Annotated in this window: 17 protein-coding genes and 3 tRNA genes; 12 read left to right on the top strand and 8 right to left on the bottom strand. The window is 62.8% G+C overall.

Annotation, left to right across the window (positions count from 1 at the left end; translation table 11 throughout):
* Positions 1 to 58: 58 nt before the first annotated feature.
* The 8 genes from K8P10_RS12960 (at position 59) to K8P10_RS12925 (ending at position 3,792) form a co-directional block, all read left to right on the top strand.
* Positions 59 to 343 carry a hypothetical protein gene (locus tag K8P10_RS12960; protein WP_224779318.1) on the top strand — a complete coding sequence of 95 codons (285 nt, stop codon included), beginning with the start codon at positions 59 to 61 and terminating at the stop codon, positions 341 to 343.
* 113 nt (positions 344 to 456) lie between these two features.
* Positions 457 to 529, top strand: a tRNA-Glu gene (locus tag K8P10_RS12955).
* 29 nt (positions 530 to 558) lie between these two features.
* Positions 559 to 635, top strand: a tRNA-Asp gene (locus tag K8P10_RS12950).
* 64 nt (positions 636 to 699) lie between these two features.
* Positions 700 to 772: transfer RNA gene (locus K8P10_RS12945), tRNA-Phe, on the top strand.
* Between the two features lie 76 nt (positions 773 to 848).
* The gene (locus tag K8P10_RS12940; protein ID WP_224779317.1) at positions 849 to 1,259 is read left to right on the top strand and encodes a hypothetical protein; all 411 of its coding nucleotides are present in this window, start codon (positions 849 to 851) and stop codon (positions 1,257 to 1,259) included.
* A complete protein-coding gene (locus tag K8P10_RS12935) occupies positions 1,256 to 1,936 on the top strand; it encodes a hypothetical protein (protein ID WP_224779316.1) in 681 nt (226 codons plus the stop codon). Before K8P10_RS12940 ends, K8P10_RS12935 begins: the two co-directional genes overlap by 4 nt.
* A gap of 327 nt (positions 1,937 to 2,263) precedes the next feature.
* Positions 2,264 to 2,893 carry a hypothetical protein gene (locus K8P10_RS12930; protein ID WP_224779315.1) on the top strand — a complete coding sequence of 210 codons (630 nt, stop codon included), beginning with the start codon at positions 2,264 to 2,266 and terminating at the stop codon, positions 2,891 to 2,893.
* Between the two features lie 179 nt (positions 2,894 to 3,072).
* Positions 3,073 to 3,792, top strand: a complete 720-nt coding sequence (locus K8P10_RS12925; RefSeq protein ID WP_224779314.1) for a tyrosine-type recombinase/integrase — start codon at positions 3,073 to 3,075, stop codon at positions 3,790 to 3,792.
* Here K8P10_RS12925 and K8P10_RS12920 read toward each other — a convergent pair.
* From K8P10_RS12920 to K8P10_RS12910, 3 genes are all read right to left on the bottom strand, one after another.
* Complete coding sequence (locus tag K8P10_RS12920; protein ID WP_224779313.1) at positions 3,767 to 4,666, bottom strand: hypothetical protein; 900 nt, start codon at positions 4,664 to 4,666, stop codon at positions 3,767 to 3,769. The two genes, K8P10_RS12925 and K8P10_RS12920, sit on opposite strands and share 26 nt — an antisense overlap.
* Positions 4,667 to 4,964: 298 nt before the next feature.
* The gene (locus tag K8P10_RS12915; RefSeq protein WP_224779312.1) at positions 4,965 to 6,818 is read right to left on the bottom strand and encodes a hypothetical protein; all 1,854 of its coding nucleotides are present in this window, start codon (positions 6,816 to 6,818) and stop codon (positions 4,965 to 4,967) included.
* A 19-nt stretch (positions 6,819 to 6,837) separates the two neighbouring features.
* On the bottom strand, positions 6,838 to 7,113 hold the full coding sequence (locus K8P10_RS12910; RefSeq protein ID WP_224779311.1) for a hypothetical protein: 276 nt from the start codon (positions 7,111 to 7,113) through the stop codon (positions 6,838 to 6,840).
* 53 nt (positions 7,114 to 7,166) lie between these two features.
* Here K8P10_RS12910 and K8P10_RS12905 point away from each other — a divergent pair, with 53 nt between their 5' ends.
* Positions 7,167 to 7,613 (top strand): MarR family winged helix-turn-helix transcriptional regulator, encoded by a 447-nt coding sequence (locus tag K8P10_RS12905; RefSeq protein WP_224779310.1) that lies wholly within the window; start codon positions 7,167 to 7,169, stop codon positions 7,611 to 7,613.
* A gap of 22 nt (positions 7,614 to 7,635) precedes the next feature.
* On the opposite strand, the gene K8P10_RS12900 is transcribed toward K8P10_RS12905, so the two are convergent.
* From K8P10_RS12900 to K8P10_RS12880, 5 genes are all read right to left on the bottom strand, one after another.
* On the bottom strand, positions 7,636 to 9,315 hold the full coding sequence (locus K8P10_RS12900; RefSeq protein WP_224779309.1) for a CocE/NonD family hydrolase: 1,680 nt from the start codon (positions 9,313 to 9,315) through the stop codon (positions 7,636 to 7,638).
* Positions 9,312 to 10,646, bottom strand: a complete 1,335-nt coding sequence (locus K8P10_RS12895) for an LLM class flavin-dependent oxidoreductase (protein ID WP_224779308.1) — start codon at positions 10,644 to 10,646, stop codon at positions 9,312 to 9,314. Before K8P10_RS12895 ends, K8P10_RS12900 begins: the two co-directional genes overlap by 4 nt.
* A 27-nt stretch (positions 10,647 to 10,673) precedes the next feature.
* The gene (locus K8P10_RS12890; RefSeq protein WP_224779307.1) at positions 10,674 to 12,491 is read right to left on the bottom strand and encodes an iron ABC transporter permease; all 1,818 of its coding nucleotides are present in this window, start codon (positions 12,489 to 12,491) and stop codon (positions 10,674 to 10,676) included.
* Complete coding sequence (locus K8P10_RS12885; protein ID WP_224779306.1) at positions 12,488 to 13,036, bottom strand: nuclear transport factor 2 family protein; 549 nt, start codon at positions 13,034 to 13,036, stop codon at positions 12,488 to 12,490. The genes K8P10_RS12890 and K8P10_RS12885 overlap by 4 nt, the downstream gene beginning before the upstream one ends.
* A 71-nt stretch (positions 13,037 to 13,107) precedes the next feature.
* A complete protein-coding gene (locus K8P10_RS12880; protein WP_224779305.1) occupies positions 13,108 to 14,226 on the bottom strand; it encodes an ABC transporter substrate-binding protein in 1,119 nt (372 codons plus the stop codon).
* Between the two features lie 287 nt (positions 14,227 to 14,513).
* Between K8P10_RS12880 and K8P10_RS12875 the strand changes: the two genes are divergently transcribed.
* From K8P10_RS12875 to K8P10_RS12865, 3 genes are read left to right on the top strand one after another with little or no spacing between them, the layout of a single operon-like run.
* Positions 14,514 to 16,049, top strand: a complete 1,536-nt coding sequence (locus tag K8P10_RS12875) for a GMC family oxidoreductase (RefSeq protein ID WP_224779304.1) — start codon at positions 14,514 to 14,516, stop codon at positions 16,047 to 16,049.
* Positions 16,042 to 17,502, top strand: a complete 1,461-nt coding sequence (locus tag K8P10_RS12870) for an aldehyde dehydrogenase family protein (RefSeq protein ID WP_224779303.1) — start codon at positions 16,042 to 16,044, stop codon at positions 17,500 to 17,502. Before K8P10_RS12875 ends, K8P10_RS12870 begins: the two co-directional genes overlap by 8 nt.
* Positions 17,495 to 18,049, top strand: a complete 555-nt coding sequence (locus K8P10_RS12865; RefSeq protein WP_224779302.1) for a MarR family winged helix-turn-helix transcriptional regulator — start codon at positions 17,495 to 17,497, stop codon at positions 18,047 to 18,049. The genes K8P10_RS12870 and K8P10_RS12865 overlap by 8 nt, the downstream gene beginning before the upstream one ends.
* Positions 18,050 to 18,070 lie beyond the last annotated feature (21 nt).

The raw sequence follows: 18,070 nt of genomic DNA, 5'->3' as shown, positions 1-18,070 counted from the left end.
GCGACGAATTCGCATCGATCCCGAGACCCGAGGTTTGCATTTGAGTAGGATCGACTGTATGAGTGAGATGCAACAGTCAGGGGACGGCAACGTTGTGCTCTCCACCCAGCGGTTGGTGCCTCGGGTGCAGCGTATCGGCGGTCGAGAGATCGAGGTCACGTTCCTCGGCAACAACACTTACGGGCAGCCCACGTGGATCCTTTGGAACGCGACGGAGCCCTACCTCATCGGTGTGCTGAGGCAGGGGGCGATCGGCTACACCTTCGAGCAGCGGACGAGCACCGGGGTGATGCTGCACGAGGAGATCTCGATGCGGCGACTGCAGCGCGCCATCGGGGCGTAGGCCGTCGTTCGCCCGCGACACGCCGAGCGTGCAGCGAGGAGCGGCCCGATTTGCGTTGCGTGCCGGAAGCAGCATATGATCTTATCTCGGTAGCAAACGCTGAAAAGTGTTTCGGCCCCATCGTTTAGCGGCCTAGGACACCGCCCTTTCACGGCGGCAGCACGGGTTCGAATCCCGTTGGGGTCACTCCGGTGGAACAATAATTGAATAATCATGGCCCTGTAGCGCAGTTGGTTAGCGCGCCGCCCTGTCACGGCGGAGGTCGCGGGTTCAAGTCCCGTCAGGGTCGCCAGGTGGAAGAGCCCTTCTCCGGAAGGGTTCTTTCGTCTCCGGCGATCGCCATCCGGTGAGTGCCCGGCTCTGTAGCTCAGTTGGTAGAGCGCACGACTGAAAATCGTGAGGTCACGGGATCGACGCCCGTCGGAGCCACTGAACCCCCTCCTAGCTTCTACATGGAGGGGGTTCTTTTGTTTTTGGTTTACTGGCAGCAGGGTACGGTTGCTCTATGAAGCAATCGCGCAAAGCTGCTTCCCTTCTTGGAAGGCCTGTCGTTGTCGCTGACTTAATGGAACTGGCGACGATTGATTCTGCTGAAGCGCATACGTTGTTGACCTCGATGTATCAGTGGAAGTATGAGTACCTCTCAACAGCAGCGAAGGCTGTTGCTGGTGCTGGTTCTGCTGTCTTTCTAGCTACCTTGGTCCCTGTCTTCCAGGCGGCTAAGACCATTGGATTTGGTTGGGGATGGATCTTCGCCGCGTGGGCTGGCGCGATTATCTTGGTGTTTCTCGGAGGTTGGACGTTCATTCTGGCGAGGAAGGTTCATGCGGAGTTTGTGGCTGCTCAGAGCCTCCTAGCGGAACTTATCGAAGTCCGGCCCTTCTTGCGGGCTTACCGAGAGCGCAATGAAACATGAATTGGGACATTTTGGTTGCTGCGGCATCCGCAGTTCTCGCGTTTTCAGCGGCGGGGGCCACAGCGTTCACATCGCGTCTAAGGATCTCCGCAGAAAAGACGCAAAGGACGAGCCTCAAATCATTGAACGTGGAGAAAGTACTTGCCGAGCCTTCTTTGCAAGATCTCGGGCGTCTATTTGTGGGCAACCTTGGTAATACTTCGCTTCCAAGCTATGTAAGAGATAGCGAGACAAGGAGGGCTTTTAGACGCACATTTAACGTCGTGGTTGACTACTTAGGGAACTCGGAGGTAGAGCAAGAGAAAGTGGCTCCTCAGTCTCTGGACGGGTTCAGTGAGGTCTCGCCTGATACGGCTGCGGGTAAGGCAGTAAAAGACATTGAGGAGGGGGAGACTTGGAATGCGCTGGCGCGAATGCGCCGCGAGTTGGAGAAGGTGCTTGGCGATCTGCTAAACGCATCGACGGCTAACGGTAAGCCAAGGGGGATCGGACGTTCGCTTTCGATCGCCAGTAAGCAGGGGCTAGTACCAGAGAGCGTTCTGCAGTATCTTCGGTTTCCTCTGTCTGTTGCCAATGCGGCTATTCATGGCGAGGAGGTTGAAGCTGGCACAGCTCTTGAAGCCGTTCAGATGATTGATCAAGCAATCTCTCGAATAAAGAGTCTGCCCACGCCGTAGCCGAATGGTGCTACCGAAGCGCGGGTGGCTAGTGCACCAGAGCCTGACGGGGAACCATATCGCGGTCCCCTGTTCGTCGGCTGTTGCTGGTACTGTTCACGTGTGTACGGCTCAGAGTTCCAGTTCTTCAAGGTTGGGAAAGGATACGTTGAGTACTGGGTTCACGAGACCTCACACTGGAAAATTGAAGCCCCGGTCCGATATGCGATACGGGACCTTCAAGAATCCTTCAATAGACTGATCGCTCAGCGTGACAATGTCCATGCTGCACGCCGAGCGTTCGTGAACGTGAGCAGTATTCCCTCGTTTGATGAGCCCACTAATTCTATGCAGCAGACCCTCTATGGGGCAGTTCACGATTTCTATCAGACTTACTACTCAACCCTCTCTGCGCTATCAAGTCTCTATTCGCGATTTCGCGACATACTAGGAGAAGTGCCGCATCGTTCGAATGAGAAGTTCTTAAATTGGCTTGAGCCTCGGGCGCTTGGAGGCGATGAAGCTATGTCATTGCTTCGGGAGGCTCGAGAGTACCGGAATTTACTAGATCACAAGGCGAGTCATCAGCCATATGACTGGGTTACCTTCCAGATCGACAATGGGCCGGCTGTTGTTGCATTGCATGGTGCGTCAAGCCAAAGCGGAAAGATGCCCGATGGGGCGAAGCTTATTGAATCTCTTGAAGAATTCTCAGGACTTATCCCGACCACGTCTGACTGGATGGTATTTGCGCCCGACGAAGATAGAGTGCTGACCTCCCTTGCTGTGCAGATGAATGCAGTATTTCCTCTGATTGGGGCGAGTCTCGTAGATGTTGGTTCATTGAAGGCTTGCAGCTGGACGCTGACTCTGAGTGAAAGCGACCCGCAGTCGGGCTATCCGATTTATGCAGCTTCTGATGGTGAGTTATTGACGTCAAGAGGTGACAGGCAGCCCGGCGCAAGTTTCGGGCTATAAGCCCGGACCTTTCGGGTATCGAACGAATTCCGGATGCGGGTTCTGCTGAAGCCCGGAAAGGCTTGACGGCATGAGCTTTGTCTTCCTTGAGAAAAGCGTTTCTAAATGGTGTGCCTACTCCGCGGGCAGATCAATGACACGGCAGAGGAAGCTGACTCCTGTTAATACTCTCCCGACTCATGAAGCGGGCCGTGAAAGCGAGACTTATTGCAGAGAACCCCGTTAGGCAGATCGAAGTTGGCCGAGAAGAGAAGCCGGACCCGGTAGCACGCGCGCTCGAACCCGCGGAACTCACGCAGTTGTTCTTGCGCGTCCCCGCGGGGGAGTATCGCCGTGCGCTCCAAGGTCTCGGCTACGGAGACTTCAGACTTGGCGAAGGGTCCGGCCTGCTCGTTCGAGACGTCGCCTTGAATGACGGACTCATGCATGTCCGCCGCGCGACCAGCCTCGATGAGGACGGACGCCAAGAAGAGCACGCAAGGAGGCCGAAAAGCCACCTCGTGCGTTCCGTGCCTATCCTCGAGCAACTGGAGCCGGTGCTTGCCGAGGCGATCCGCGACAAGGGCGACCTTGACCTCGTCTTCCCCGGCCTGAGGGGTGGAAAGCTCACGAGTAAGAATTTGGCGCGCGCGATCAAGTGGGAGACATGGCGCGATGACATCCGGCGATACCCTGCGGGGGAGAGCCCTCTGCGATTCCATGACCTGCGGCACACCGCCTGCACGCTGTTCCTAAGAGCTGGGGTGCCGGTACACGAGGTGCAGGAGATTATGGGGCACGCGAGCATCGCAGTCACCGAACTCTACGCGCACAGCAACGCGGAACGCATCCGTGGTGCTGGTGCGAAGCTCTCGGCTTACCTTGAACTCGAAGCTACTCTCGGGAGAAGAGCCGCCTGAGTGCCCTGAAAGCGCGGCTTCGGCGGGAACGCTTATGGTCCGGCGGTGTAACAATCTCGGCCTCAGGCTCGGCGTTTATCCATTCCTGCTGTTTAAGGAGAGAGCCCCTGAGGTGTCCAAGCCTCCAGGTGCCATCGCCGGCTCGCTGCACATAACCCAGTGCGCCGAAGATGGATTCCATCATCTCGTCGGACACCCCGAGCTTCCTTGCGGCATCGGCGGTATCCCAGGATTCGCGAGTACAGGCCCATAGGCGTATCGACTCAACTCCGCGGATCCCTCGCTCTTCGAAGCTTCTCGCCATTCTTCGAGCTTCTGTTGTAAGTTGGTGCTCTTTGAGCACCTTCTTTCCCACCATCACACCCTCGCTCAGGATGAGGCCAACTCCGAGCCAAGCGAGGTTTGAGAGCAGATATAGGTCCGGCCCGCCGGCGGCGCCAAGACCTTGGACCGGGATTGCATAGATTACTTGAGGTTGTTGTTTGAGGTAACTTGCAGCATAAGTGCGGTCAAGATCGTCGGCACTGAGGTGTCCGTTCAAGAAGGGAATTCGTGAGAAATTTACGAGGCCCTTGGAATCCTCCCAAAACGTAACAGGGGTGAGGTCTGAGGCGTGGAGGGGGGCATTGTGTTGAGCAGCGATTTGGACCCCGAATAAGTCGGGTATCCAGGCTCCACCGAACTCGTCGCTCTCGGCAAGGTCCTTGTGAAAAGTCTCTACGATGACTTCAGTTATCGGGCGAGAAGAATCGAATTCAACGACTCGCTGAGCAGTCGGCGTTGGAACTAGTGCGTCAGATGGAGGGGACGGTATCCATACGACGTTAGCGGCCCGAAGAGGGAGCAGCACCAGGGTTCGTGAGGTGTATGCCATATTGGTCCCCTTCGCGACCAGGAGTAACGGCAAGGCGTGTCTTGCCGACATCGTTCTTTGTGTCGAAGGTACCCTATGGGGCCATCCCTGAAGGTACTGCGATCGGACAGGCGCTTGCGAGAGGATATCCTTTCACCTAGTCTGAGTGTTGGAATGCTCTGCTCTGATTGAATCGACTGAAAATCGTGAGGTCACGGGATCGACGCCCGTCGGAGCCACTGAACCCCCTCCTAGCTTCTACATGGAGGGGGTTCTTTTGTGTCCGGCGCGGTTCGTGCCCGGTGGCTTCCGTGCCGCCTCACATCGAGGTCGAGAGCAGCGTCAGGGTCAGGTAGATGCTGGTGAACGCCGCCGCGAAGATCGCTCCGGCCCCGATGCCGAGGCGCAGCCGCCGACCGCCGACACCGACCGTCGCCGACCGGCCTCGCGTCTCCATCTCGAGCAGTGCGCTCCCGCTCGCTGCGGTCCGATCGTCGCGCCACCGCTCCCACTGCTGCACTCGCCTGCCGATGGCGCTCAGCGCCGTCGCGATGCGCTGCCAATCTTCGGGGTTGCGGGTGACGACGTCTCGGCGCGACCGGAGGATGACCGAGTGGTCGATGAGTTCGACGTCGAAGCTCTGCACGTCGTCGATGAGCCACGCCATCACGTCGGGAGTGAACAGGTAGAGGGCGTCGCGCTCGTATCCCTTCGGTACGCTCATCTCGAAGAAGCGATCGAAGTCGCCCTCGAGTGAGAGGCGCTGATCGCGTGCGGGCGCAGCGTACGCCGAGAATGCCGGCGTGCGGTGTTGTCGCGACCGGAGTCGAATGTTCGGCAGCGGCACGGCGACCTCGAGTACGCAGACGCCGCCGAAGTGGGTGCGACCGTCGCCCGGGCCGTCCGTCTGCGCCGATTCCCGATTCGCGAAGAGGAGTTCGCGCGGAACGTCGCGAGCGCGCATAGTGCGAGTGAGCACGTCGAAGCCGTCGGGCGAAGCGGCTGGGCGGGGGAGATAGTCGAGCCCGTTGGCTGCGGCGAACTGGGTGTAGGCGAGATGGTCCCTCGCGCGGGTGAGTCGCGCGCGTTGCCGGGTGCTCCACCAGACGAGGATCGCGCCGGCGAGGAGCATCAGCGACATGATCGCTGACATGCCGAGCAGCTGCGACGGCCGATCGTCGCCGCCCTCGAGCACTTCCTTCACCATGCCGTACCCGAGCGCGAGGAGTCCGACCGGGAACAACGCCGTGACAAAGCTGATCAGGCGTACGCGGATGACGTCATCGGTACGAGACAGTTGCGGCCACGTTCTGGTGAACTCTTCCCGTTCTTTCCGCGTGGGCGTGCGTAGCAGCGGAGACACATCGAAGCGCACGCCTCCCGCGTCGCCGACGTGGGTGACCCCTGCGAACTCGCGGGCGAGGATGCGCGGACGCGCGCCGACAGTGCGTTCGCGCAGCTCCCCGAGGTGCGCGCCGATCTCGGCACCGATGAGGAAGGCGAGGGGGATCGTCCACTGGCCGGGGCGGAGCGAGCCGAGAATCAATGGGGCGGCGAGGAGCACGGGTACGCCTGTTACGACCAGGGGACGGGCCCAGCGCGCGGCCGGCCGCGCGGCGTAGAGGCCGCGGCCGAGCAGGGAGCCGAAGAAGGCGAGCATCGGTGCGGCGAACATCATGCGGGGTTCGGTGGCGAGCGTCAGCGCCACGATGAGGAACCAGGGCAGTGCGGTGGCGAGTGCGCGTGCGAGTCGGGGCGGCAGCATTCCCCGCGTCCGGTGGACCCCGAGGAGGACGTGCGAGGCGATCGACCCTCCCGGGTGCGGTGAAGGTCGCGCCGTGCTGCGGGCGGGGCCGCGCCGGGCGGTCGCGAGTGCGAGGATCCCGCGAACGACGCCGGCGATGCCGACGGCGATCAGTGTGAGGCCGACTGCGCACGCCAGCCAGAGTCCGATCCTGCCGGGCAGGCCGACGGCTTCGGTCGGGTAGGGCACGTACTCGCCGGATTCGTACGCGTCTGCGGTGGCGACCGCGTGGGTCCAGGCGAACACGAAGATCGCGCAGATGCCGCCCCCGACCAGGGCGGTGAGTGTGCCGTGCGCGAGGCCGGAGAGCGCCTCCCTGCGCCGGGCGCGGGTCGCGTGGTCGTCGTCCGGAGTCTGTTCGTCTCGCACCCACTCAGCCTATGGCGCTTCAGTCGGAGAGGCGCGTCTCCTGTGCAGGCGGGCACTTCATGTGGGTGGGCTTCCCGGGGCCGCCGCGATCGATGCGGTGCTCGTGCATGGACGCTCCGCAGATGGGACACTTCGGGTCGGCAGGCGGAACGTAGGCGGGCTCATTGCGGTCGCCGAGCTGCGCCGGTCCTTCGAACTGGTAGAAGAACCGGTTCACTGCGGCCCAGAATCCGGGCTGGCCATCCCACGGCGTCTTGTGCCAGAGGTGGCGCTTGGGTCTCTTTCGTTTGCGCACGAATGAAATTCTAGCACGCTTCGTTCGTGCACAAACGAGATAGACTGCCGGGTGTGAGTCAGGAACTTGAGGACGCCCTCGAACTCGACCGGCAGGTCTGCTTCGCCCTCGCGGTGGCGAGCCGGAGCGTCATCGGCGTGTACCGTCCGATTCTCGAACCGCTCGGTCTGACCCATCCCCAGTACCTCGTCATGCTCGCGCTCTGGGGCGATGCGCCGCTCCGCTTCCGGGAGGTCAGCGAGATGCTGCGCATGGACGCGGCCACCCTCTCGCCGATCGTGAAGCGTTTGGAACACGCCGGTCTCGTGACGCGCACCGCCGTCGAGGGCGACGAGCGGACGTTCAGTCTCGTGCCGACCGAGGCGGGCTGGGCGTTGCGCGAACGAGCTCTCGAGGTGCCTCCGGCGGTGGTGGATCGGCTGGGTGTTCCCGTGGAGCGGCTGATGGCACTGCGCGATGAACTCACCGCGGTCATCGACGCGGTCGACCGAGGCGCCTGAGCGCGGGCGATCCGGCGGATACTCAGGAGAGGGGTGGGCTCGAGGAGTATCGCAGCGAGGAGGGATGCCCGGGGCCGGTGAATATGGTCCAGGTGCCGTGATTGCGGAGGTCCTCGTGCAGAATCTGCAGGGGAGGGACCCCATCCCGTGGCGGCCGCTTCACGAAGTCACGTCCCTGCACCGTCACGATGAGCCGATCTCCTCTCTGGAATCTGGTTCCCGAGGCCCAGATCTCGATATCGAGTCGCTCGGCTACGCCCGGTCTCATCGGCACTGGCCGCTGGTGCGGATGCCAGGGGACGAGCGCCGTCGAACGAGCGGGGTCGATTTCGCGATGACTGGCGCGGAGCCAACCGAGGCCGACCGGGCCATCGGCGAACAGCGCGTTGAAGGGGAAACGTACCTCCTCGCCATCCCGCGTGAATTTGCGAGCGATGACGAAGACATCCGCGTCCGTCGCGTCGTCAGCGCTCAACCAGAGCGAGAGCGCCATGGGGCCGATGACATCCGCATCTGCGGTGAACTCGTGGACGAAGTCCGCTGAGCCTGAGATCGGGTCTATGGTGGTCCGAGTTTCCCGTGGTTCTGGGTCGCGGCGGAGCTGGCCCGACTCGGCATCGAGGTGCAGTGTCGAGACCGGATGTTCGGGTGGCCAGACGGCCAGGGACCGCCAAGTGCTCCCGTGAGCGGCATCCGCGTCACGCACTTCGACGCTCACCCGTGGCCAGGTGTCGAGGCGGCGCTCTCTCCCGAGGAGGTAGGTGTCGAAGAACGCGCGCTGGCGTTCGACGCTCTCGGGCTGGTAGAAGTACGCCCACTTCTTCTGGCCGTGCACCTCAAGCCACTTGTGCGGAGACGCGAGCGCGGTGAAGGCGTTGAGCGTGCCGCGGGTGTGGAGACCGTGATCGCTCCACGAGGCCACGACATATGCAGGGATATCGACGGCTTCGAAGTCTCCGTACTTCTCCGCGTAGTACTCGTCGTCGTACGGGTGCGCGTCGAGATTCGCAGCGGTATCCTCCGTGAGTGAGAGTCCGTAGGAGACGTTGGTCGACACGCGGGGCCTGAATCCTGTTTCCGGGATGCCCCCATGAGTAGCGAACTCGCGATACCAGTCGGCGAAGCACTCCCAGGGACTGATCGCTTTGAGCGACGGCGGACGCGCAGCAGCTGCTTGATACTGGCTGCCCGCGAGGTAGGAGACGCCCAGCATGCCGACGTTTCCGTTCGACCATGGCGCCGCGCCGAGCGCTTCGATGGTGTCGTAGAGATCGTCGCGTTCGCGAGGGCCATTGTGGGAGAAGTCGCCCTCCGAGTGCCACAGGCCGCGGGGGTCGGCGAGCGCTACGGCGTACCCGTGCCGTGTCCAGTAGGCCGGATCGGGCGCCTCGAATCCGGTGTAGTCCGAGATCCACGCCGGATCGACACCGGAACCCGGGAAGGTGCGCGAGCTCACCCAGTGCTTCCCATACGGACCCCAGGCGAGCAGCACCGGCAGCTCTCGGGCCGAAGCCGATGGTCGGTACACATCCAGATAGATCGTCACCCCGTCTCGCAGTTCGACCGGGAAGTCCCGTTCGAGGAGCATCTCGTGATTGCGCACCTGCAGTTCGACAACCTCGTGCCGTAGTGGAGGTGGCGGCGGTTTTCCCACGACGGTGCTCGGATCCTGCCCCCGGCGCATGATGACGTCGGAAGTCATCGCAGTACCTCGGGCGTCTGCTCCGAGCGGGTTCCGGCGAAGCGGAGGTCGTTGCGCGCCAGGCCGAGGTGCCCGCGAAGCGTGCGCTCCTCGTACTCTTCGCGGAAGAGTCCGCGCGCTTGCAGTTCGGGCACGAGGAGATCGCAGATGCGTGCGAACCCCTCTGGGTTGAATGGCGCATTCAGGTTGAACCCATCGCACGCACGACTCTCGAACCACTGTTGCATGCGATCGGCAACGGTCGCCGGTGTCCCCGCGATCCACATGTGCCCGGTCGACCGTGCCCGGTCGAAGATGAGCTCACGCAGCGTGAGCCCCTGCTCCACCGATTTGCGACGATAGATCGCTTGTCGGCTTGAGAGCGATCCGATCTGGCTGAACGAGGCGTCGGGAATGGGAAGATCGAGCTCGAGTTCGCTCAGATCGACGCCGAGGTCTCCGGAGATCTGCATGCGACCCTGCTCGACGTCTAGGAACGAACTGAGCTCCCGGGCGATCGCATCCGCCTCGCGCTGTGTCTCGGCGACGACGGGGACGATTCCCGGCAGCACGCGTACGAGGTTCGGGTCGCGGCCGGCCTCGGACACCATCCGCTTGCACGACGCGTAGAACTCCAGTGCCCGGTCGTAGTCGGGTTGGGCGGTGTAGATGGCATCAGCGACTGAAGTGCCGAGCGCCATCCCGGGGCCGGACGAGCCGGCCTGCACGAGTACCGGGTGCCCCTGGGGAGGGCGCGGCATGTTGAGCGGGCCCGCGACAGCGAAATGTTCCCCGACGAAGTCGATCGGACGGAGGCGGTCGGTGTCGAGCCAGTGCCCGGACTCGCGGTCGGCGATGACCGCGTCATCCGACCAACTGTCCCAGAGCGCCTGCACCACGTTCACGAACTCCGCCGCTCGACGATACCGATCCTCCGGAGGAGGTGTGTTCTCCATACCGAAGTTCTGAAATCCGTCGGCCGATGTCACGATGTTCCACCCTGCGCGACCGTTGGAGAGATGGTCGAGAGAGGCGAGCTGCCGTGCAACGTTGTAGGGCTCGTTCAGTGACGTCGACATCGTCCCGATGAGACCGATGCGGGAGGTGCGGGCGGCGAGTGCGGCGAGCGTCGTCATGGGTTCGTAGAACCCGTTCATCATGGTGTCGCCCCGCATCGTGGATGTCGCATGGACCACATCTCCGAAGAAGAGTGCGTCCAGCTTCGCCGCCTCCGCCATCTGAGCGATGTCGGTGAGGTAGTCGAGTCCCGGCACCTCTTCCGCGCGACTGCCGGGGCGTCTCCAGCTGTTGCGGTGGTAGCCCAGGGGCATGACGAATGTGGTGAGGGTCATTTGCCTGTTCTGTACCATGATGTCTCCTTACACGAGTGACGAGGAACGACGGCTGTGACGGCGAGCGGCGCCGACGGCGATGGACACGGTGTCGGTGGCCGGGGGATCCGCGAGGCGACCGAGGGATGCACGTGTGCGATTTCGGGTGATGCGTGCAAGCACGACGCGAATGAGGGTGGCGATGCCGTAGAGGACGGCGAATCCGATGATCAGGAGTACGAACGCTGCTGCGGCCACGGGCGCTTGTCCGGCCGCGTAGAGTTTGTACACTTCCACGGAGAGGAAGGGTGACTGAGGGCTCGCGAGGAGGAGGGGCGCAGACAGCGTTCCACAGATGATGACGAAGCTCAGCAGCCATCCACTGACGAAGCTCGGCAGAATCAAGCGACCGATGATGAGGACCAGCGTCATCGCTTTGGAGGCGCCGCTCACCCAGGCCGCCTCTTCGAGAGAGCGGGGGATCTGAGCCATCGCCCCGCTGGTGGCGCGGCTGGCGATCGGGATCGTGATGATGAACAGCGCCACCATCAGGATGACAGGCGTTCGGTAGAACTGGTGCAGCGCGGGAGCGGCGAGGAAGAGCCACAGCACGCCGAGTGCGAGGACCAGCCCAGGCATGGCGAGGCCGATCCACTGGCCGAACTCGATGATGCGGGCGATGACTCCGGCCCGGAAGCGCGCCGCCCAGGTGAGGAGCATCGCTGCCGTCACCGCGAGGAGGCCGCCTCCTGCGGCGACGAGTGCCGTGTTCCGGTACGCGGCGATCATGCGCGGGTCTTCAAGGATGCCGGTGTAGTTGTCGAGCGAGAAGCCGGCGGTGGCACCCAGGAATGGCGAGAGCGAGACGGTCACGAGCTGGATCGTCGGGAGGAGTGTCGAGAGGAGACCGTAGAGCAGGATCAGTCCGGTGAACACCCACTTCCAGCCGCCGACCTTGTGCGGGAGGTTCCGGGCCTCTTTGCCGCCCACGGTGGTGAATGAGCGTCGCTTGAGCAGTCGCATCTGCACGAGGACGAGAATGAGCAGACTCACCATGAGGAGGATCGAGATGCTGCTCGCCTCGGCGAAGCGCGGTCCGGTCGAGTGTGAGAGATAGGCGTAGATCTCGGTCGGAATGACGTAGATGCCGGCGGGGACGCCGAGAACCTGTGCGACGTCGAACGCTTCGAGGAACAGGATGAACGACAGGATCATCACTCCTGAGATCGCCGGGAACAGGACGGGCAGTTGGATCGTGAAGAAAGAACGACCCGGGCTGGCCCCACTCATGCGGGCGGCCTCGTCCAGGGAGCTGTCCATTGCGAGGAACGGCCCGAGAAGCAGGAAGAACTGGAGCGCGACGAGACGGAGGGCCGATGCGAACACGACCCCCCACCACGACTCCATGTTGATGATGCGACCCGCGTCGCCGAACAGGATGGAGAGTCCCTCGTTGATGAGGCCGATCCGGGGATTCCCGAGGAGGCCCCAGGAGATCGCGAAGAACAGGCCGGGGGTTGCAACGACGATCCCCATGATGATGGGAATCATGTTTCGGAAGGGCACTCGGGTGCGGGTGTAAATGGCCGCGAAGGCTGTTGCGAGGAGCGTGGACAGGAGCACGGTGGTCACGCCCATCCCTGCAGTGGTGCCGGCCACCTCCCAAGTCCGTCCGGTGGTGAACACGGCCGCGAAGAACTCCGGAGTCCACTCCGCTTCACCGAATGGGGAGGTGCGGAACGCTCCCTGGATGACCATGAGTGCTGGAGCGCCGAAGCACAGCAGCGAGATGATCAGCGCGCTGAGCTGAGGGTTCGACAGGCCTCGACGCAGACGATTGCGCGCCTTCCCTGTTGGAGCGCTCATGACCGGCCGTATCCCCCACCCAGGACCTCATGATGCGCGGCGGAGGCGGCGATCTGCTCGTCGCTGTCCGGTGCGTGGACGCGGAACCAGAGTTTCGAGATTTTCCACTCGCCGCCGACTCTCTGATACTCGGTCTCGTAACGTCCTTCTGACCAGGGCCCCCACACTCGCATGACGCCGAGCGGGGTTCTGAAGTCCGCTTGGAATCGATGCCAGGTCCAGGTGCCGCGAGCGGTATCGCCGGCGACGGTGATGTTCGGAGAGGACAGGATGTATCCATCGTTGCTGCGCACGATCGGGAGAAGCTCCTCGTCGAACATGGCGTTGATGGCGTCTCTGCCTCGGTGGATGCCGTGGTTGCGTATGTCGCATTCCGCATCCTCCGTGTACGCTGCAGCCACCCCGCTCCAGTTGCGCGCGGCGAGATCACGGACGTAATCGTTGTGGAGGCGAGTGATGGCCTGGACGGACTCGAGTCGATCGATACGATCGAAGAGTTCCTGCAGGTCGGTGCGATCTGAGTTCATGCTGCTCGCACGTGTCATGAGTGATCCTTACTTCTGGGGGAGATCTGGCGGAGCAGGAGAGCCCTCGCGCGGTGGGGTTGGGCCGAGTGCTATTCGGAGGCGACCGACTGGAAGAGCGGCGCGTACTCGTCCATGGCAGCTCGCAGCTCGGCCTGCGAGGAGAGGGCAAGGAAGTCGATGTCCTGGAGCGGGGCCCACCCGTGCGGGGAGTCCAGTGACGAATCCTGGTTGATCGGGAAGTTGCCGGAGAGCAGGGCCTGCTCCTGGGCGTCCACCGTGTGCAGGTAGCTCAGAAAGAGCTTGGCGGCATCTGGAGCCGGGGCTCCCTCGGTGAGCATCCACTTCTCCGTCGCGATGACGTTGTTCTCGGGGAGGAAGTAGGACTCGACCGGTGCGCCGTTCTCCGCCGCATTGATGATGGACGTCGTTGCCGCGAGCGGTTGAACAGGGAACTCCGCCGAGCTCAGCCCCTGAAGCGCGAGTTGATCGCTGGCGACGATGCGAGCGTTGTTCCCGATGGCGTCGAGGCTCGTCTCGTCGAGTACCCCACCGGCGAGGAGCTGCGTGAGCACGGTCATCGTTCCGCCAGGGGTCGAGGGGTTCATGAAGGTGATCCGATCAGCCCATTCCGGATCACCGAGCTCGGTCCAGGCCCCCGGGAGTTCTGACTCCTCGACGAGGTCGGTGTTGAAGGAGATGTTGAACATGAGCGCCCAGGGGGAGTAGTAGAGATGCTCCCCATCGGTGAGCTGCGAGGAGTCGATGCGGTCCTCGAGTGCTTCGTTGATCTCGAACGTCGGAACCTCGAAGGGCGCGGCGAAGCCCTGTTCGGCGTAGCGGTCACCGTTCGGGTTCGAAAGGATCGAGACGAGCGGCTTGCCGGTTTGGCGTTCAGCCTCCAGAGTGGACTGCAGCTCCGCGCCGACATATGTGCCCGTCGTAATGGTCAGGCCAGGGAACCTCTCCTCGAATCCGTCGTAGATCGCCGTGAACTCATCATGGTGTCCGGCGTAGATCATGACCTCTGTCGCATCGGACTCGATCGCGGCATCGTAGTAGCCCTGGAGTTCCGCCTCGACGTCGGTGTTCAGGCCGAGACCACTGAAATCGGCATCGGCAGAGGACGCTGCTGAAGAAGAGCATCCGGCAAGACCGACCGTCCCGATCATGACGACTGTCGCGCTGAGCGCGAAGGAACGCTTCGTCAACTTCATTGTTGTTTCCGTTCTCGTGAGCACACTGTTGTGCGGTGAAACTGCACCTCGTCGGCGTTGAGAGGCTGCGGGAAGAGCGTAAACATCAATACTTGATTTAGTCAAGCGATAGATGATGTCAACACCGGTCTTCACCGTGTTTCGGCGGAATCTTTCGCGATACTGCCGTGAAGTCTCTCGAAAACTAATTCAGTGTTGAATTAAAAGTTGTTCGAGTGTTAGTGTGTCGCCACACGCGCAGCACCGTCGCTGTCCGTGACGATCTTCGAGGAGTCGCGACTATGTGGGACGTCATCATCGTGGGAGGAGGCTCGGCCGGCGCGCTCATGGCCAATCGGCTGAGCGAGCGCGACGACCGCCTGGTGCTCCTGCTCGAGGCGGGCCCCGACTATCGCGCGGCAGATACTCCAGAGGAGTTTCGCGACCGTTCTCGGGGCCTGGGCATGCAGCTCGCGTCGCCACCGTACCTGCGCAGCCCGGAGTTCTACTTCTCGGGCGTCACTGCTCGGCGTGCGGAAGGGCAGGAGGTCCATGCGTATCGGAGAGGTCGTGGTCTGGGAGGGAGCTCGACCGTGAACGGTCTGTATGCCATTCGGGGGGTCCCCAGCGATTTCGCCGCCTGGGAAGAGCAGGGCGCGACCGGGTGGGGAGCAGCGGAGATGCTCGAGAGCTACATCGCCATCGAAGACGAGCACGACTTCCCCAGCGATCCTGTGCATGGAACGAGTGGCCCGTTTCCGGTGTACCGCGAGCCCGAGTCCGGGTGGGGCGGCATAGACCTGGCGCTCCGGGAGGCCGCTCTCGCGGCGGGCTACGGATGGGCCCCAGATCACAATGATCCGCAGAGCACGGGTGTTTCACCGTTCGCGATGCACATTCGCGACGGTCTGCGCGTCTCCGCGAATCACGCGTGGATCGAGCCGGCGAGGAAACGCGCCAATCTTGAGGTTCGAGGGGGCGTGCACGTCGATCGCGTGCGTTTCGCGCGCGACCGCGCGGTCGGCGTCGTCGATGTCGACGGGCAAGAGTATCGCTTGAGCCCGCGTGGCGAGGTCGTCGTGAGCACCGGTGCAGCGCACTCGCCTGCGATGCTCTGGCGCTCCGGGATCGGGCCTCGCGCCGAATTGGGGCGGCTCGGCATCGACACCGTGGTCGACGCTGCCGTCGGAGTCGGTGCGCAGGATCACGCCGTGGTCTTCGCCGAGATATCAGTTCCCGAACGCGAGCAGTTGAGTGTCGGGAATCGGCCGACGAACGTGATCGTGCGATATTCATCGGAGCTCGGCGGGGGAAGATCGAACGACATGATGCTGCTCGCGACGAATCACAACTACTGGTTCGGCCAGCCGACCGCGGGTGTCGCCGTGTCGCTGGAGCAGCCCTACTCCACTGGCCACATGACACTGGCATCCTCCGATCCGCGAGCGGATCCGCATTTCGAATTGCGCATGCTCTCCGACGATCGGGACCTCGAACGGCTTCGCGACGGCATGACTCGAACGCTGGAGCTCCTCGAGCACGATGCGTTTCGGACGCGGAGGAGGGGTGGCATCATCGCGCCCCGGGATGAATCCGAATTCCGAACATCGGTAAAGGACACGATGCACCTCTCCTCAACGGTTCGCATGGGAGATTCTCCGGATTCCGTTGTGGATTCGGATTGTCGCGTCCGCGGGGTCGAGGGGCTTCGGGTGGTCGACGCCTCCATCATGCCCTGCGTCGTCTCAGCGAACACGCTGCTGACGGTACTCGCCCTCGCAGATCGGTTTGTGCGGCGCAACCCCGATCTCGGTGCTGCGGGAGGCACGCATGCATGACGCGACGCTGGCCCAGGAGTGGTACGCACGGCTGACTGACGTGCTCGCGACACGGGGACTCACCCTCGACGCGCCGGGGGACGCGGGACTCCGAGTTGTAGTCCCCTGGCATCGTGAGTGGGGGTTCTATGTTCGGGAGCACTCCGAATCCGATGTGGCGCGCACCGTCTCGTCCGCGGCTGTGGCGCAGCCTGACTGGCGTGCGCAGGAAGACCGACGGCGCTGGGCTTTGGCGAGACTCGCAGAGGAGCTCTCGTCGATGGCAGAAGCGTTCATCCATCTCATCTCGTTCGAGAACGGGAAACTGCTCCCGGCGGCGCGCATGGAGGTCGGGGCAGCGGTCGCAGCTCTCCGGAGTTTCGCGAATCGAACGATACCCGTCGAATCGATTCGCTCCGAGCCGTCCGACACCGTCGAAGTGGTTCGCGAGCCGATCGGGGTGATTGCGGCGATCACTCCGGCGAACATGCCGCTGCTCATGCTCATCAACAAACTCGCCCCCGCACTCCTCGTGGGGAACGTGGTCGTCGCGAAGCCATCCCCGTACACGCCGCTCACCGCGCTGCTCTTCGAAGATCTCGCTCGTCGCGTGCTTCCGGAGGGCGTGTTCTCCGTGGTTGTCGGGGACGCGCGGACCGGGGCTGCGCTTGTCGCCCATGAGCGCGTCGGATTGATCGCGCTCACCGGGTCGCGAGCTGCTGGCGCCGAGGTCATGAAACAGGCTGCCGCCCGAATCGCCGATGTCCAGCTCGAACTCGGCGGGAACGACGCTGCACTGATCCTTCCTGACGCCGACCTCGACTCCGCGATTCCTCTTATTTTCGCTTCCGCGTTCTCGTCCAGTGGCCAGGCGTGTGTCGCGACGAAGCGCGTGTACGCGCCGAGGTCATTGCTCGAGCGTGTAGAAACGGAGTTCGTCGCCCTGGCTGAACGGTGTCGTGTTGGAAGTCCGTTTGACCCCGATGCCACGCATCCCGCGGTGACCAACGGTGACCAGTACCGGAGGGTCGAGAGGCTCATCGCCGACGCGCCGCAAGAGGGTGGCAGAGTGCTCGCAGGGGGTGTTCATCCCTCCGACGAGGGGTGGTTCATTCGGCCCACGGTGGTGAGTGGACTCGCGGCCGGCGCGGAGCTCGTTGATGAAGAGCAGTTCGGTCCCGTCGTGCCGATCGTGCCGTATGACGACATCGATGCGGTGGTCGACGCGATCAACCGGGGCCCTTATGGCTTGGGCTCGACCATCTGGTCGAACGGCCCCCAGGAGCATGCGCGATCCCTCGCCCGTCAGATCGAGGTGGGAATGGTCTGGATCAATCGCACCCCGGTCCCTGACCCCTCGATTCCGTTCGGGGGTACGAAGCAGAGCGGAATCGGTCGCGAGGGCGGCGAGCACGGAATCGATGCATTTTGCGAGATCAAGGTCATTGGCAGCAGAGGAGAAGTGGATGCCTGAATCCGAGCAGAGGGGTGCCGACAACAGCTTCCTGCGCTTCGTCGAGACCGCAGAAGAGCGTGCTCGTGCGGAGCTGGTCGACTACGGCGGGAACTCCGTCGTCGCGCTGAGCCTCTTGATGAGGCGGGTGAACAAGCTGATGGCAGTGGACGCCGAGCAGGTGGTTCTTGGCCCGCACAACCTCACCTGGGCGAGCTTTCGGGTCTGTTTCGCGCTCTGGGTCGCCGGTCCGCAAGAGCCGCATCGGGTCGCGATCTCCACATCGATGAGTCGGGCCTCGGTGTCCGCAGCGCGAAAGGCGCTCGTTGACAAAGGTTATGTGACGACCGCCTCCTCGCCCAGCGATCTTCGCTCGATCGTGATGTCGCTGACTCCGGAGGGGTACCGGCAGATCACGGAGATCTATCAACGGCATCTGCAGCTGACCGCCGAATGGCTGGAACCGCTATCGGCCCCTGAACAGCAGATTCTCCTCGGACTTCTCGGCAAGATCATGGCGAGCCCGAGGGGCCAGATCTTCGGTCCTGGCCGCGCCGTGAACAACTGAGATCAATTTCGACCCGAAGGC

Origin of the sequence: Leucobacter sp. Psy1 (genome assembly GCF_020096995.1) — a bacterium.
Taxonomy (GTDB): domain Bacteria; phylum Actinomycetota; class Actinomycetes; order Actinomycetales; family Microbacteriaceae; genus Leucobacter.
This window is presented reverse-complemented; position numbering and strand designations above follow the sequence as displayed.